The organism is Paraburkholderia sediminicola, from assembly GCF_046026675.1.
Classification (GTDB): domain Bacteria; phylum Pseudomonadota; class Gammaproteobacteria; order Burkholderiales; family Burkholderiaceae; genus Paraburkholderia; species Paraburkholderia sediminicola_F.
Genome location: NZ_JAQQEY010000002.1, coordinates 3571522 through 3586704 on the forward strand (window position 1 = coordinate 3571522; position 15183 = coordinate 3586704).

The window sequence follows — 15183 nt, forward strand, 5'->3', positions numbered from 1 at the left end:
ATTGCGAAGGACATATTTCATCGCCTTCAGCAATCGCTGCAGGTTATACGCGGGTATGAGATTCCTATCCACACGCACCGGCGTTCGAATCGTTCGTAGAATGGTTTCATGTGTCTCGGACCTGTACATTGTTTTTAAGGCCAATGTGCAAGCGCGATGCGTCCGACATGGTCAGTCTTGTTCATCACCAGTTCGTTCGATCAATACGCGAACCTGAATCCGGTTTCTTGACGATTGATGCTCACCGTGCGTCTCGCGGCTTGGGCCATGGACCTGTTGCGCAATCGTGGCCCATGCTGTCAGCCGGTGGTGGCCGCCGCAATTGCGGCAATCTGAAGAAGGAGCAAACGATGCTGACCATCGTGCTTATTTACATGCTCGGCTTCCTTGTCGTCGTGGCGACTTTTCTTGCCGCGATGATTAAGACCATAGCGCAACCAAATCGTTAAAACGAGAAAATGTCGCATATATTCACGGCCGTTATCCGCATCCGCTGGATTTGACCACGTACATTTTCGATGTTGTGGAGGTTGTCATGTTCATCCCGTCCGATCAGATAGCACTGCCCTCTTCCGTCGAACTCGACCTGTGCGGATGGGCGAACGCCGTGTACGAAAAAGCCTTCGAAGAGGGCTTCATTCGCGTGCTTTGGGAACCGGATGATACGATCGTCCGCCGATTGCAGGCTTACTTCCATACTGGCCTGTCGCCTGCCGAAGCTGTGAGCGCGTGCTACTGTCTGAACCACTAATGCGAAGCCGGCCGAGTTCATCAGCAGGTGGCCGATCCGCGTGGACTGCGGCGCGCATTGTTGCCCGAAACTGCCCGGTTGATTACAACGCTGTTATCTAAGCACTCCTACCGCTGATCCCGTCCTCGCGTTGCTGGGCATGCACAACCGACCTATTGCTGCGGCGGATGGCCAAGTACCGTACACGGCAATTTCATTTAGAAATTCACGTAAGCATCTGAAATATAAGAAGTTGTGTCCGAAAAATCCACTGTGTGAAAAGCCGCCTGAGCGGCGTTATTGACGCGATACCTTTGTTGCCAGCCGCGAAGCTCCATTGCTAACCGGCCTTACGGCCGGTATTTGCCGGCCATCGCGAGTGCGCATAGCGCACGCCGACACCATACTCAGCAACTCCGAGGAAAGCGAAATTGGACCAGCGTAAGTTAGGACATACAGGTATCAGCGTCGCGCCATTTGCTTTAGGCGGGAATGTTTTTGGGTGGACTGCCGACGAAACTACCTCGTTCAGCATTCTGGACGCTTTTTCGTCGTCGGGTTTCAACCTCATCGATACGGCCGACGTTTATGCGAACTGGATTCCGGGGCTAAAGGGCGGCGAGTCCGAGACGATCCTGGGCAAATGGCTAGCCCGCGGCGGCAAGCGGGACAAGATCGTGCTTGCTACCAAGGTGGGCATGGAGATGGGACCGGGCCAAAAGGGCTTGTCGAAACAGTACATCATCGAGGCCGTTGAGGCGTCATTGCGGCGGCTGAACACGGACTACATTGATCTCTACCAGTCGCATGAGGACGATCGCGGGACACAACTCGAGGAAACCCTCGACACGTACGATCGCCTGATCAAGCAAGGCAAGGTGCGAGCCATCGGTGCTTCGAACTATTCGGCGGCCCGACTCGAAGAGAGTCTCCAAGTCAGCAGCAGCAAGGGCCTGCCCGCATATCAGACGCTTCAGCCGCACTACAATCTTTACGATCGGGTCGAATTCGAAAGTGCCGCTCGGGGTGTTTGCGAGAAGTACAACATCGGCGTGCTCTCGTACTTTTCATTGGCCAACGGCTTCCTGACGGGCAAGTACCGCACGCCCGGGGACCTGGCTAGCAGCGCGCGTAGCGATGCGGTCAAGCCCTACATGAACCCGCGAGGCATGCGCATTCTCGCGGCACTCGACGAAGTTGGACGGGGTCTTGGCAAGACACCCGCACAGATCGCGCTGGCCTGGTTGATCGCGCAGCCAACGGTTGCAGCACCGATTGCCAGCGCCACCTCGCTCGGTCAACTGGACGACCTGATGGCCGCCGCACATGTGCGCCTGCCTTCCGAGGCCATTGCGATGCTCAACAAGGCTAGTGACTAGTACGCAGAACGCCGATGTGTTCGTCGACGCGAATCGCATTGTGTATTGCACAGACTGGAGTGGTGCCGGGCTGTACATCATGGAATACACGCACTAAGCGAACGGCTTAAGGGGTAAGTCTTTCGCCGCTTTAAAGCCGTCGTGAACACGTGGACATTTCGTATGTCACGTCGTTCCGACGGCTCTATTTGTTCACAGCATGGCACAATGGAAGCGCCCCGTGCTTTCGATCACATCAATCTGCGAAATCGCAAAAAAGGCCTGAGCCGCGACTCGCTCACCACGAGGTTCGCCGTGGTCTATTCCACCCTTCCGCGACGCTCCGCATCACAAGAACCGGTCGGATCGTCAGGTCCGGGTTTTGTAGATGTTGAGTCCGATACGCCGCTGGCACGCACGCAGCATATACGACTTGTTACGGTGCACTCCTCGCTTGCAATTGGTGAGGTGCGCCGAAACCGTGCATTGTTGCCACACCGTATCAAGAGCGATCGGCCACGGAAGGCGATCGCCCGGCGGTCTGCACCAGGGTAACCATTGGCACATAACTTGCGCTTCGAAGACCTCCCGAAGTATGGACATCATCGCGATGAGAGCACGCGCTCCCTTCAGCGGACAGGAGGTCTCAAAGAATGCAACGCGGATCACAGACTCGACGTAAGAGTGAGGTCAATGTACATAGCATCGTTCGTGAGGATAAAAGCTCCGTCCAGGTTTTGCTGCGGGCGCTTTCGCTGCTTGAAATTCTCGCCGAAGATGATCAGGGTTACAGATTAATTGATCTGTCGGAACGAACCGGCCTGCCGGCGTCGACCGTACACCGATTGTTGACAACACTGGAGCAAAAGCGCTTTGTCTGCTTTCAACGCGACAGGGCGTTATGGTTTATCGGTGCACAGTGTTTCTCGGTCGGGGCTGTGTTCGGAGGGCGCCGCCAATTGACCGAACTCGCTACGCCAGCGATGCGCCGCCTGCGCGACGCCAGCGGCGAAACCGTCCAGCTAGGCTGTGTTGACGAACACGACATGCTGTTACTACTGCAAATGCAAAGTCGCGAAATGATGCACGCGTCGTCCAGACCCGGAAATCGGACTCCGTTAGCGTGCACGGCTATGGGCAAAGCCGTTCTCGCTGCGATGTCAGACGCGGAAATTGCATCGTTCGTCCAGCGCGGCGGCTTACAGCGGCTCACCCGTCAATCGATTGCCCGCCCGACAGCGTTGCATAGCGAATTGCAGGAAGTACGCCGCGTGGGCTATGCCATAGATAATGAAGAGACCTCTCTGGGTGTACGCTGCGTAGCCGTGCCGATTTTTGATGAATTGTCGATGCCGGTAGCTGCCCTTAGCGTAGTGGGTTCAACGCTGCGTGTGACGATGCAGCGCATGGAAGAACTCGGCCACAGCACGCTACTCGCGGCGCGAGAAATCACGGTCGCCTTCGGTGGCAGGCAGCCGGCCGACGTATTGTCTTCGCCAGGGCTGCCCGCCGCTGCGCGCTAAAACACGTGCTGTAGACCAGCGCGCAGTGCGACCTGCCGATTCGTGCTGGAGGCGTTAAAGCCCGTGATCTGCGCCTGCTGCGCGTCGCCCACCGCGAGCTGATACACCGCCAGCGCATACACCGTTGTCCGCGCCGAAAGCGCATAGCTCGAAAAAAGATTGAACTGATGGTAGCGAGGATGCTGACCCGTGGCGTCCACCTTGCCCGTCACATAGCCATAGTCGGCAGCGACCAGCGTCGCAGGCGTGATCTGCCAGCCTGCGCCGGCTTCGGCCGTACCAAAGCTGACGTCCTGGCCGTCGCTGCCGTCCTTGAACACCACACCCGACACATTGCCAAGTATCTTGAGCTTGCCGATCGTGTAAGCGGCACCAAGTGCCGCAATCTTCTGGCTCGTCGCCGCAGCAACATAATTGCCGTAGATCACGTTGGTAAAGGTGGGTGTGTTCTGGTTGCCCTGCACTGCAGTCTCGGGATTGTGAATGTCGAGATAGGCACCCCCGATATGCAGCGGACCGCGGTCGTAGCCCGCAGCCACGCTCCAGACCTGGTTCTCGCCATACTGTCCCGGCACCCCGCCCAGGCTGTACATGCCAGAGAAGCGGAAGCCGGCATAGTCGGTGCTTGCGAACTTGATGCTACGGTCAACCACGAAGCTATTGTTAATGTTATCGACGTCCTCCGCGTGCGCGAAATACGCACCGCCCCACGTCCCGTTGGCGGCCAGCGGCTGCACATAGTCGACCACCAGGTCGTACTGGCGGCCGAAAGTCAGGGTGCCGAATTTGCCGGCCACGCCCATGAATGCTTGCCGTCCAAACTCTCTTCCGCCTTGACCCAGCTCGCCCGTGTTCAGGTCGAAGCCATTTTCCAGCGTAAAGATCGTCTTCAGACTTCCGCCGAGATCTTCCACACCGCTGAGTCCCCAGCGGCTACCGGTGGGCATGCCGCTGACGGCCTGCAGACTGCTTTTGCCGCCCTGATTGTTGGCGTAGGACAGTCCATCGTCCGCCGCCCCGTACAAGGTCACACTGCTTTGCGCGTGCGCAATGCCGGTGCTCAATCCCAGCAATGCAATCATGTGAAACGACGCTTTCGACAACAGATGCTTCATTTGTAAGGCTCCACGAGAGAAGTTTTTACGACTTTAAAGTCGTCCTAAGTTATCCCGCTAAAACTACCGTAATAGAGCAATTCTGCGCCATGGAACAGCATCGATAAGGCGTTTAAAAACAGTATCATAGGAAAACCATCCCGCGAAATTTCAGGCATCGGCGACAGGTTTTTCGATTGGGGGCAACCCAGTACCCTTCGTGTTCGTCCTGCTCGATCAATTCACTAGTAGACCAAAATAAAAAAAGCCGGGACTAAGCCCGACTCGTTCATTTCCATTCGCGCGCTGCGCTCTTTTAATCAAAGGCCTTCGCTTTTCAAGACCTTTTGTTCGATGGCACCGAAGATCGAATGCCCTGCACTGTCCAGCATCTCAATGCGAATCGTCTCGCCAAACTGCAAGTAACGGGTATGCGGTGTGCCGGCATCTTCGGCCTCGAGCGCGCGCCTCTCGATGATTGTGGCCGAACCCGCTTCCCGCTGCGAGTTGGAGAACGTGCCAGAGCCAACGATCGTGCCCGCTCTCAGATTGCGCCGCCGCGCCGCGTGCTCGATCAACATCGGAAAGGTGAAGTGCATGGCTTCGCCGCCCGGATGGCCGAACCACTCGCCGTTGCGCGATACCCGCATGGGCAATTCGATGCGCCCGTCGCGCCACGCGTTACCGAGTTCGTCGGGCGTGACCGCAACCGGCGCGAAACTGGTCACGCCCTTCGCATTGATGAAACCGAACCCGCCCGCACTTTCGCGAGGCGCATACGTACGCAAGCTGATGTCGTTGAGCAGCATCACCAACTTGATATGCTTGAGCGCGTCCTGTGCTGGAACCCCCATTGGCACATCGTCGAGCACCACGGCGGCCTCGCCCTCGAAGTCGATATCGTCGCTTTCGGCAGGCAGGTGCACCGGATCATGCGCGCCAATGAAGTCATCTGACGCACCTTGATACATCAACGGAAATGCCGGCGGTTCGACTGGCGCCGATGCGTTGCTAGCACCGTTGATAACCCGCATGTGATTCGGAAAGCCCGAGCCATCCAGCCATTGATACGCGCGCGGCAGCGGCGCAGCGCAAGCGTGTGCGTCGAAGGCAGTGGCATCTTCCAACTGCCCGTCGTTGAGCTGCCGGTACAGCAAATCAAGGCCGGGGGCCACGTCATTCCATCGATCCAGAGCGGACTGCAGCGTCGGCGCGGCTGCCCCGGCTACCACCGCGCGTTGCAGATCGCGCGACACCACGAGCAGCGTGCCGTCTCGGCCGCAAGACTTTAGCGAAGCGAGTTTCATACAGATCCCGGGAAGAGTCGGAGATTATCGAAGCTGACCATCACGCAACCCGTCATTTGGCATTGCCCGAACTAGCTGCAGCGCCTGCCGCTCGGGAGAAGCGACCAAGGACGTCAAAGCCCGCGGTGAACGCCGGCCGCTTCAGGTAACGCCCTGCCCCGGCCCTGGCTCGTAACTCGCCCTGCTTGAAGACAAGTTCGCCGCCGGATATCGTGTGGGTCGGAATGCCCGTTACCGTCCGCCCCTCGAATACGTTGAAGTCGCTCTTGCTGAACTGCGTTTTCGCCGAGAGCGTTTTGGTGGCCTGCGGATCCCATACCACCAGGTCCGCGTCGGCGCCCACGGCAATCAGCCCCTTGCGCGGGTAAAGATTGAACATTTGTGCGGCATTGGTCGAAGTGATCTTAACGAACTCGCTCGGGCTCAGGCCGCGTTGGTTCACACCCTCGTCCCACACCGCCAGCATGCGCTCTTCGACGCCGCCGCAGCCGTTTGGTATCTTCGTAAAATCGCCAAGACCGGCAGCCTTTTGCGCTGTGCAAAAGGAGCAATGGTCGGTGGCGGTGGTTTGCAGCGTCCCGCTTTGCAATGCTTTCCAAAGCGCCGTCTGGTGCTCCGGTGCACGAAACGGAGGGCTCATCACATGACCTGCGGCAAATCTGAAGTCGGGATTGCGATAGGCCGCATCGTCCACGCACAAATGACCCGCCAGCGCTTCGCCAAACACTTTCTGCCCGCGAGCTCGGGCCCGCGCGATCGCATCCACGCCGTCGCTGCTCGAGACGTGCACGATATACACCGGCACATCGAACACTTTCGCGATGGCAATGGCGCGCTCAGCGGCTTCACCTTCAAGCACGGGCGGCCGCGATAGAGGATGGCCCTCGGGGCCGGTGATGCCGCTTGCCAGCAGCTTTTGCTGCAGCACGAACACCATCTCGCCAAATTCCGCGTGCACGGTAGGCATTGCGCCGAGTTCGAGGCAACGCTGGAAGCTATTGGCGAGGACACCATCGTCAGCCATGATGCTGTCCTTGTAGGCCATGAAATGCTTGAAACTGTTGACTCCCTCGTCGCGGACGAGCGTACCCATATCGTCATGCACGCTCTGGTCCCACCAGGTCACCGCCACGTGAAACGTGTAGTCACACGCGGCTTTGGTAGCCCAATCTCGCCAGGTCCGGTAAGCCTCCATCAGGGGTTGCTGCTGACTGGGTATGACGAAATCGATGATGGTGGTAGTGCCTCCCGCAAGGCCCGCTGATGTGCCCGTGTAGAAGTCGTCCATGGTAACGAACCCCATGAACGGCATCTGCATGTGGGTGTGCGGGTCGATGCCGCCCGGCATCACGTACTGCCCGCCTGCGTCGACGATCTCGGCCCCTGCGGGCGCATCGAGGTCGGGCCCGACGGCAGCGATGACCCCATCGACGCACAGCACGTCGGACTTGAACGCGCGATCATGATTGATAACCGTGCCGCCGCGGATGACTGTTGCTTGCATGACGCTCTCCAGTTGTGGTTACTGCCGCCCCGAGCCTGCCAATGGCAGTTCATCGGGCGGAACTCTCTCGAACCGGAAACGGTAGGGCGTTCAGCGCCGACCGTTCTCCAGCATGTGCCAGAGATCGAAAATAGCTGCTCATATGTGCAACGCGAAGGAAATCCCGGGCGTCGGAATGGTCATAAAAACCCGTTTGTAAACAGTGCGCTAGCGCTTCCACGAGGTGGAATCTCAAGCACCCCGCGCGCCCGGCTCGAAAGACGGACAGCGGCGACAGAAAAGCAAAGGGGCCACGTGGCCCCTTTGACTCCTGTGTAGCATCCGCACGCTTGCCGCAAGACCCGGCTGCGATCGCCGTGAACGTCAGTCGACGACTGCCGTGGCCATGATTTCCACGAGCGTGCCTTCTATCGCCAGCCGTGATTCCACCGTCGCACGCGCCGGCGGACATTGCGGATCGATCCAACTCTCATAGACCTCGTTCATCGCGTCGAAGTCGCGCATATCGTCGAGCCAGATGTTGATGCGAACCACCTTTGATTTTGACGTACCGGCTTTGGCCAGCAAGTCGTCGATTTGCGCCAGCACGTCGGCGGCCTGCGCCCGGACGTCGCCCGGGGTCACTACATTGGCAGTAAAGCCCGAGAGGAATGCAAACCCGTTGGCGATCACGACCTTGCTCAAGCGTCTGCCGGAATCAATGCGTTCAATCATGTCGTACCTTGAAGTAGCTGGGGGTCGAAAACGACGGCGTTAAACGGCGCGCCGGCGTGGCTGGGCTCCCGGGGTCCACACGAGCAACCTCGACGCCAGCCAGTTGAACAGCGCATAGCTGATCGATGCGTAGACAACGATCACGAGCGCGATCAGGAACATGCGATCCACATAGCCGAACTGGCTCGCATACTCGATTATGTAACCGATGCCGGACTGGGCGCCGAGATACTCGGCCCCAAGCACGGCCGCCCAGGCGGTGCCCAGGCTGAGCAGGATAGAAGAACGCAGTTCGGGCAGGATCGCAGGAATGATCACCGTGCGGTACAGGCACAAGCGAGAGGCGCCGAGCGTGCGTGCATAGTCGATATACAACTGCGGCACATTGCCCACGGCGTTGACGACCCCTGCAAAGAAGATCACGCCGACTCCATAGGCGACGAACAGAACTTTGCCTGCGAAGTAAGTACCAAACCACAATTCGAACAGCGGCACCATTGCAAGAAGAGGCAAGGTCCGCAAGAACTGCAAGGGCAAGTTCACCAGCCGGCGCGACCAGTTCGACCACGACACCGCGAGTCCAAGGGCCGCGCCGCCCAACGCACCGCACGCGAAGCCGGTATAGAGGCGCAGCATGGTGTCCCAGGAATGCAGCAGTACTGCGAGCGCAGCGGCTGTGTAGCTGCGCGGTGCACCTTCGGCCACCGACGGCACACCAAGCCCGCCGGGCCAGTAATCGGACAGCGACTGGAACGTGTGCGTGAATAGCACCTGCCAGCCAGGCACCAACGGCTCCCCCGGTGCGGCCTCGGCTACATAGATCAGTGACAGCACCTGCCAGCCGCCCGCCATGGCAAGCAGGACAAGTACGGAGACAATCAGTTGGCCGCCACGCGAAAGTTGACGGTTCATGCGTGGCTCCGCTCGAGGCCGAGATGATTCAGCAAGGTATGCCGGGTATCCACGAGATCTGCCCGCAGCAGGCTGTCGGTATTGCGCGGCCGTGGCGCGGCAACCGCGAGGTCGTCCACCAGTCGGCCGCCACGCAACACCAGGATGCGGTCGGCCAGCAGCAATGCCTCATCGACGTCGTGGGTGACGAAAATCACCGTGCGGCGATGGCCGCTTCCGGTCGTCTCACCCCACAACGTGAGCAGCACCTCCTGCAACTGCCGACGCGTCACGTAATCGAGTGCGCCGAATGGTTCGTCGAGCATTAGCACATTCGCCCCATTGGCGAAGACCGTCGCGATCGCAACCCGCTTGAGCATGCCGCCCGACAGCTCACGTGGCCATGCACGACTGACGTGGCTCAAGCCCACTCGTTCGAGGTAATGTTCGGCGATCTCGCGGCGCCTCCCCTTCGCAACACCAGCGCACTTCAGTCCGTACTCCACGTTGTCGATTACGCGCAGCCACGGAAACACGCTGTCTTTCTGGAACACGACGCCGCGCTCAGGTGCCGGCTGGGTCACGCGTTTATTGCCGACCTCCAACGTGCCGTCGGAGGCAGCGAGCAAGCCCGACATGACTTGCAGCAAGGTACTTTTGCCGCAGCCCGACGGGCCCACCAGACATACGAACTGGCCCTCCGGGATGGTGAAGCTGACCGAAGCGAGCGCATTCACCAGTTGCCCGTCGGCACGCCTGAAGCGCTGTGACACGTTGTTGGCCGTGATCGTCGAGCCATCAATAAGCGAAGACATTTCCTTACTCCTTATGCCGGGCTGCAGCGGGGCTCCACGGGGCCAGGCGCTCGATTACCCAGGCGGTCAATACATCACATGCGATCGCCACAATCGCTAACATCACCAACGCGGCAAAGATGCCTTCTATGTCGATCGACTGGGCGAGTACTGAAACAATCTTGCCGATTCCTTGTTGCGCGCCAAGCAGTTCGACAATCGCTTCAATGCCCCACGCGCCCGCCAGCGCGATGCGGATGCCACCGAGAATCTGCGGCACCGTGCCGGGGATCAGCACATCGCGAATCACGCGCCGTGGGCTCGCGCCGAGCGTGCGCGCGTAGTCCTCGAATACCGGGTCCAGGTTATCGGCAGCGCGCTGGGCAAACACATAGAGGATCACGGCGCAATACACGAGGACCAGCAGGATCGAACTGCCCCGCCCCACGCCGAACCAGATCAGGAAGAACGGCGCGACTACCAGCGTTGGCACGGTGCCAACGGTCATCATCACCGGCTGCACCACCGGACCGAGCCATTTCGAGCGGGCCGCCAGCAAGCCTGTCGTGATGCCGATAAGCGAGCCAGCGAAGACGGCCACGAGCACATTGACACCGCTAAACACCAGGCTGTCGAAGAGCCCTGTGTTACCCAGCCCGTAATAGGTCAGCTCCCGCGCGACCCAGAAGTCTGCAGCGATGCGTCTGGCGACGTTCAACGGCGAGGGCAAAATGGCCTCCGCCACGAAGCGACTGGCGATATGCCAGGCAACGATCACGAGCACGATCCCGAGAAGTGCCAGCGGGTCGAAGCGCCGCCACAACGCGCGGCTCGAGGATCGCGAGCGCGGGAGCTGCGTCCGGTTGCCTGCCCTTGTCACTTGTGATGCCGTACTACGAAACATCGCAATACTCCTTACGCCTTGCCGCTTGCGGCATTTGCGAAACGATAGGCGTCCAGGAAATCGAACCATGTGTAGTACTGATGTGCCTGCTTGAGAAGATTCGCCTTGTCAGCCGGCAGGCTCGCGCCATCAAGCGTCTTCAAAAGGGCATCGGTCCTGGTTTGATAATCCTTCATCTGCTGCCAGATTGGCGCGGCCCAGACGATATCTTCAGGCGTGACTGAACCCTTGCCGATGATCCCACTGGTGGCAATGTCGTCGATAATCGCTGACCACGCGTTCTTGTAGAAGTACACATTCTTTTCGTCGGTGAAATACGTGGCGTTGTAGTCATACGTCGAGAATGGATCGAGCCGGTCCACCGCGTTCTGTACGTCCTTCGCATTCAGTGACGTACCCGCCACGCTGTTCAGATAGGGCGCCTGCAGCGCGAACAGCGACGGATCCTTCTTGACCGCGTCGAGGGTACGCCACACCACCGACATGAAGCGCAGGATGGCGTTCGGGTGGCTATTGACAAAGTTTCCGTTGGCGCCAACTCCGACGACCGTCACCAGATGCTCGACCGGCGAGCCAGCTCCGGCAGGTGCGTACTTGTTCATGTCGCCCACGTCAAGGATATCGGTCCATCCTGCCTGCTCGAGCGAGTAGACGATCGGTGCCCCGTCGGGGTTGACGAAGTCTTCGCGACCGGCACGGGCGAGTACCACCGATTTCGAATCATCGAGCACCTGCAGGTTCCAGTTCACCTTGGACATGCTTGAGGCGAGGATTTCGAACGGCCGGTCGGTCACTTGCGGCGGACCTACCAGCGTCTTGCCCTCGAGGGGAGCCAGTGCTGCGTGGAGCGCGGCATCAAAGCTCATGCCCTGCGCGATATAGTCCTTAAATGATTTGAGGTGCAAGCGCGGATTGGCCAGGATCGCGTTGCCGAGGAAGTTGTCCGTGAAGCCAACACATTTGAGCGTCCGTGCCGATTTGTAGGTCGGCAGCATGTTGGGACAGTTTTCGCTGATCACATCCACCTGCCCGTTGAGCAGCAGCGCAGTGGCATTGGTGTCGTTGACCTTGAGGCCTTCGGGTGCGGGGTCGATCCCGATGCCGACATCCTTGAACCAGCCCTTCTGCATCGCAATGACGTAGAACGTGTTGTCGGCAAATGGACGCATCCCGAACTTCACCTGCTGCTGGGGGATGCTCGTCCCTGCTTCAGGCGGCGCGGGCACGAAGCGGTCTGCGGCGAATGCCGCGATGCTCGTGACGAGTCCCAGACTGGCCAGCGCGATCGCCACACCCGCCCGCTTGAAGGGATGGAAAAGATCTGATTTCGACATCGTCAACTTCCTTATAAGTGATGACATACCGTATGTGTCCGTTACGCGGGGCGAACGCTCGGTCGCCGTTACGTGACGCGTTTGTCGCACCATCACTTCGTGCAGTGACCGGGCGATGTTGTCTTTCGAATGTCCGAATGTTGCTTGCTCATTTGTTGCGTCCAGCGTTTCGAGGACCTGGACTGGCAGACGCAACTGCCACAAGCTAATACTTTGTAAGTCCCACTCGCACGCCTCGCGCTTGTAAAGCATGCTTTGCGCCGTGACGAATCACACAGCGGCAATCCCCCGCTGCGGCTCACCCTCAAACCCTATTGGACGCGCGCCGCCGGACAGCCCGAGATACACGGCTTGTGTTTATTCATCCAGCCTTCCTTTAATGGATACACATCTACGCTAGCCATGAATGAGGAAAGCGGCACGCGTCTCCTAGTCGGTAGCAGCAACGGTGCTGCATGACTCGCAATCAAGATATCGCGTCAATAATTGCCGCAAGACGCCGTTCCCGCACACTGGAAAGACAAAAAAATAGCTTTATTTTTCATCGCCTTATCGTTTTTACAGGATGAAATGGGTTCTGCCGCATTAAGCCACTCTGCGAGAGTGCGCGTCCCAGGACGAACGACGTTTCGATGAAGCCCATGCCGCGATGTATCACTGCGCGAGTCCGGCATCCTCACTCGCCGTCTCTTCGGTCGACGCACGACGATAAGTTGAGCGTGTCGGGATGAGCTTCGGAAAAGTATCGAATGCTAGTTTCCTGTGCAACGTTGCACCATTGCCGTGCTGTGACGTGAAGGAACACGCGAAGGAGTATGCGACGTGGTGCGCGCCCGGCGCTTGCGCGGGTCGTTCATCTGGCGTTCGTTGCTTTGCGTGAAAGGTGAGCGATCCCACTTCCATCGGGGGGTCCCGCGGATCGAAGAACAACGCACGTACGGCATCACGCAAACTGGCATAGCCGTTGCTTAATAAGCCACACTGAGGTTCGCCGTGCACGGCGAGCATCAAACAGCACTTTCGTTGTCCGAGACAAAGGCGTCTTGGATAACACCGGCCAAAAAGGTCCGACATCAGCGCGTCTGATGCCGGACCTTTTTCGTTTTGCGGTCTCACTATTGTCGGAGTTGAAACAATGAAACGACGTACGTTCTCAGCAGACGGTTCGGGCTCTGCTACCAGTGCTATACCCCAGCTTGGGCGTGTTCTGCTCGCCACGCTCAGCGCTTTCGGGTTCGCTCACTCCGCTGCCGCGGCGTCGCTGCAACCCATCGCATTCTCCGAGGCCGTACATAACCTCGGTTACATCGACCTCTACGTTGCACAGCACGCGAAACTGTTCGAGAAGCACGGGCTGACGGTACACCTGACCGCGGCCGGTGGGGACACGCAGGCTTTCGCCGCGGTGCTCGGCAAGACCGCGCAGTTCGCCGTCGGCGATCCGACCATGGTGGAGATGTCTCGCGAGCGCGGCGGACCGGGCATGGTCGTCGGAACGCTGGTGCAGCGTGCACATTACTTTGGCGTATCGAAGACCGTGGCACGCATCACCGATCCCAAGGCTTTCAAGGGGCTGACCTTAGTTACGTCGCCTGATCCGAATACCGAGTACAGCGTCACGAAGAAACTGCTGCAGGACAATGGCCTGAAAGTCGGCACGGACGCGAAGATCGTCGAAGTCACTCCAGGCACGGAGATCGGCGCCATGCTCGCGGGTCGCGCCGACATCGCGTTTGCGCAGCAGCCGATGGTGGCGGCGGCGATGGCGCAAGGGGCGAAAGTGGTATTCGACTTCTCGAGCTACATGGGTCCGTTCTGCAATACGGGGATCATGGTGCTGCCCGAGTATGCCAAGGCACATCCCGAGGTCGTGCAGTCGCTCGTGGACGCACTGGAAGAAGCCGCGCGTCTTACATATGCCAAGCCCGACTACGCGAAGGAGGTGGCCCGTGCGGAGTTCCCCGACCTGCCGCCCGACGTGGTGAACAAGGCAATCGACATGGAGTTGCAGTACAAGATCCCGGCGCAGACGCTGCCGGTCGACCGGCAGCAGTGGGACAAGCTGATCTCAATGCAGAAGTACCTGGGCAACGTACAAGGGACGCTGGCCTATAGCGACGTGATCGACAACACCTTTTCTAACAAGGCCGCCAAGACCGCTGCGGCGGGCGCGGGCGTAACGGTGGCGGTGTCCAAATGAATGTAGCGGGCGCAGTAGTGCCTGCGGCGCAGGCGGGAGGGACAGCCCACTCGCACGCCCCGCTGGTTGCGCGCGGAGTCGGCAAATCGTATGGCGAAGACGAAGGCGAGTTGAATCGGGTCATCGGTGACATTTCCTTCAGCCTGCGCGCGGGGGAAATTGTCAGCCTGGTGGGCCCATCTGGTTGTGGCAAGACCACGCTGCTGAACCTGATGAGCGGTCTTACGCAGCCGACACGCGGCGCGGTGCTGTGGCACGGTCAGGCGCTGGACGACGTCCCCAAGGGCATCGGCTACATGTTGCAGAAGGACATGCTGATGCCATGGCGCAATGTGTTGGCCAACGTCACGCTGGGCCTCGAACTGACCGGGATGTCGCGCGCGCATCGCGAGAAAAAGGCGCATGCGATGCTCGGCAAGGTCGGACTCGCACCGTACTACAACTACTACCCGTCGGCTTTATCGGGCGGCATGCGCGCGCGCGTTGCACTTGCGCGCACGCTGGTGACCGACCCCGAAGTGATGCTGCTCGACGAGCCGTTCGCCGCGCTCGATTTCCAGACGAAACTGGTGCTGGAAAGCGATATGGCCCGGCTGGTCAGGGGCCAAGGTCGCTCCGTCCTGCTGATCACACACGACGTCGAGGAGGCGGTCTCCTTGTCGGACCGTGTGATCGTCCTCACCCACCGTCCGTCCCGCATCAAGGCGATCCACGAGATCCACCTGGATTGCGACCGCAACGACATGATGGCCGCCCGCGACGCTGCGGGCTTCACCGCCCACGTACGCGAGATCTGGTCTCAGCTCGACGTGCGCATGGGCGAACGTTGA

Annotated in this window: 14 protein-coding genes; 6 read left to right on the top strand and 8 right to left on the bottom strand. The window is 59.4% G+C overall.

All coding sequences use genetic code 11. The features are described from left to right. Positions 1-167: 167 nt before the first annotated feature. The 4 genes from PQQ86_RS35710 to PQQ86_RS35725 all read left to right on the top strand — a co-directional run bounded on the left by PQQ86_RS35710 (position 168) and on the right by PQQ86_RS35725 (position 3611). Positions 168-449, top strand: a complete 282-nt coding sequence (locus tag PQQ86_RS35710) for a hypothetical protein (protein WP_408278114.1) — start codon at positions 168-170, stop codon at positions 447-449. A gap of 86 nt (positions 450-535) precedes the next feature. Continuing rightward, on the top strand, positions 536-751 hold the full coding sequence (locus PQQ86_RS35715; protein ID WP_408278117.1) for a hypothetical protein: 216 nt from the start codon (positions 536-538) through the stop codon (positions 749-751). A 410-nt stretch (positions 752-1161) separates the two neighbouring features. Next, positions 1162-2109, top strand: coding sequence for an aldo/keto reductase (locus tag PQQ86_RS35720; RefSeq protein WP_408278120.1), 948 nt, complete (start codon positions 1162-1164; stop codon positions 2107-2109). 632 nt (positions 2110-2741) lie between these two features. Further along, positions 2742-3611 (top strand): IclR family transcriptional regulator, encoded by an 870-nt coding sequence (locus tag PQQ86_RS35725; RefSeq protein WP_408278123.1) that lies wholly within the window; start codon positions 2742-2744, stop codon positions 3609-3611. Here the strand turns inward: PQQ86_RS35725 and PQQ86_RS35730 are convergent. From PQQ86_RS35730 to PQQ86_RS35765, 8 genes are all read right to left on the bottom strand, one after another. After that, a complete protein-coding gene (locus PQQ86_RS35730) occupies positions 3608-4726 on the bottom strand; it encodes a porin (protein WP_408278127.1) in 1119 nt (372 codons plus the stop codon). The two genes, PQQ86_RS35725 and PQQ86_RS35730, sit on opposite strands and share 4 nt — an antisense overlap. 299 nt (positions 4727-5025) lie before the next feature. Then, the gene (locus tag PQQ86_RS35735) at positions 5026-6012 is read right to left on the bottom strand and encodes a fumarylacetoacetate hydrolase family protein (RefSeq protein WP_408278132.1); all 987 of its coding nucleotides are present in this window, start codon (positions 6010-6012) and stop codon (positions 5026-5028) included. A 52-nt stretch (positions 6013-6064) separates the two neighbouring features. Beyond that, positions 6065-7516 carry a dihydropyrimidinase gene (gene hydA, locus PQQ86_RS35740; protein ID WP_408278135.1) on the bottom strand — a complete coding sequence of 484 codons (1452 nt, stop codon included), beginning with the start codon at positions 7514-7516 and terminating at the stop codon, positions 6065-6067. A gap of 363 nt (positions 7517-7879) precedes the next feature. Continuing rightward, positions 7880-8230, bottom strand: a complete 351-nt coding sequence (locus PQQ86_RS35745; protein ID WP_408278138.1) for a RidA family protein — start codon at positions 8228-8230, stop codon at positions 7880-7882. A gap of 39 nt (positions 8231-8269) precedes the next feature. Continuing rightward, a complete protein-coding gene (locus PQQ86_RS35750) occupies positions 8270-9142 on the bottom strand; it encodes an ABC transporter permease (protein ID WP_408278141.1) in 873 nt (290 codons plus the stop codon). Then, positions 9139-9936, bottom strand: a complete 798-nt coding sequence (locus PQQ86_RS35755; protein WP_408278144.1) for an ABC transporter ATP-binding protein — start codon at positions 9934-9936, stop codon at positions 9139-9141. The genes PQQ86_RS35750 and PQQ86_RS35755 overlap by 4 nt, the downstream gene beginning before the upstream one ends. Before the next feature lie 4 nt (positions 9937-9940). After that, on the bottom strand, positions 9941-10819 hold the full coding sequence (locus PQQ86_RS35760) for an ABC transporter permease (protein ID WP_408278147.1): 879 nt from the start codon (positions 10817-10819) through the stop codon (positions 9941-9943). Between the two features lie 11 nt (positions 10820-10830). Next, entirely contained in the window at positions 10831-12405 is a 1575-nt protein-coding gene (locus tag PQQ86_RS35765) for a substrate-binding domain-containing protein (protein WP_408278148.1), read from the bottom strand. A gap of 883 nt (positions 12406-13288) precedes the next feature. Here PQQ86_RS35765 and PQQ86_RS35770 point away from each other — a divergent pair. Further along, the gene (locus PQQ86_RS35770) at positions 13289-14353 is read left to right on the top strand and encodes an ABC transporter substrate-binding protein (RefSeq protein ID WP_408278151.1); all 1065 of its coding nucleotides are present in this window, start codon (positions 13289-13291) and stop codon (positions 14351-14353) included. Further along, complete coding sequence (locus tag PQQ86_RS35775) at positions 14350-15183, top strand: ABC transporter ATP-binding protein (protein ID WP_408278153.1); 834 nt, start codon at positions 14350-14352, stop codon at positions 15181-15183. Before PQQ86_RS35770 ends, PQQ86_RS35775 begins: the two co-directional genes overlap by 4 nt.

Bases quoted from the DNA above. Each gene is read 5' to 3' on its own strand.
- PQQ86_RS35710 (WP_408278114.1), top strand. From the start codon at position 168: ATGGTCAGTCTTGTTCATCACCAGTTCGTTCGATCAATACGCGAACCT.
- PQQ86_RS35715 (WP_408278117.1), top strand. From the start codon at position 536: ATGTTCATCCCGTCCGATCAGATAGCACTGCCCTCTTCCGTCGAACTC.
- PQQ86_RS35725 (WP_408278123.1), top strand. From the start codon at position 2,742: ATGCAACGCGGATCACAGACTCGACGTAAGAGTGAGGTCAATGTACAT.
- PQQ86_RS35730 (WP_408278127.1), bottom strand. From the start codon at position 4,726: ATGAAGCATCTGTTGTCGAAAGCGTCGTTTCACATGATTGCATTGCTG.
- PQQ86_RS35735 (WP_408278132.1), bottom strand. From the start codon at position 6,012: ATGAAACTCGCTTCGCTAAAGTCTTGCGGCCGAGACGGCACGCTGCTC.
- hydA (WP_408278135.1), bottom strand. From the start codon at position 7,516: ATGCAAGCAACAGTCATCCGCGGCGGCACGGTTATCAATCATGATCGC.
- PQQ86_RS35745 (WP_408278138.1), bottom strand. From the start codon at position 8,230: ATGATTGAACGCATTGATTCCGGCAGACGCTTGAGCAAGGTCGTGATC.
- PQQ86_RS35750 (WP_408278141.1), bottom strand. From the start codon at position 9,142: ATGAACCGTCAACTTTCGCGTGGCGGCCAACTGATTGTCTCCGTACTT.
- PQQ86_RS35755 (WP_408278144.1), bottom strand. From the start codon at position 9,936: ATGTCTTCGCTTATTGATGGCTCGACGATCACGGCCAACAACGTGTCA.
- PQQ86_RS35760 (WP_408278147.1), bottom strand. From the start codon at position 10,819: ATGTTTCGTAGTACGGCATCACAAGTGACAAGGGCAGGCAACCGGACG.
- PQQ86_RS35765 (WP_408278148.1), bottom strand. From the start codon at position 12,405: ATGCTTTACAAGCGCGAGGCGTGCGAGTGGGACTTACAAAGTATTAGC.
- PQQ86_RS35770 (WP_408278151.1), top strand. From the start codon at position 13,289: ATGAAACGACGTACGTTCTCAGCAGACGGTTCGGGCTCTGCTACCAGT.
- PQQ86_RS35775 (WP_408278153.1), top strand. From the start codon at position 14,350: ATGAATGTAGCGGGCGCAGTAGTGCCTGCGGCGCAGGCGGGAGGGACA.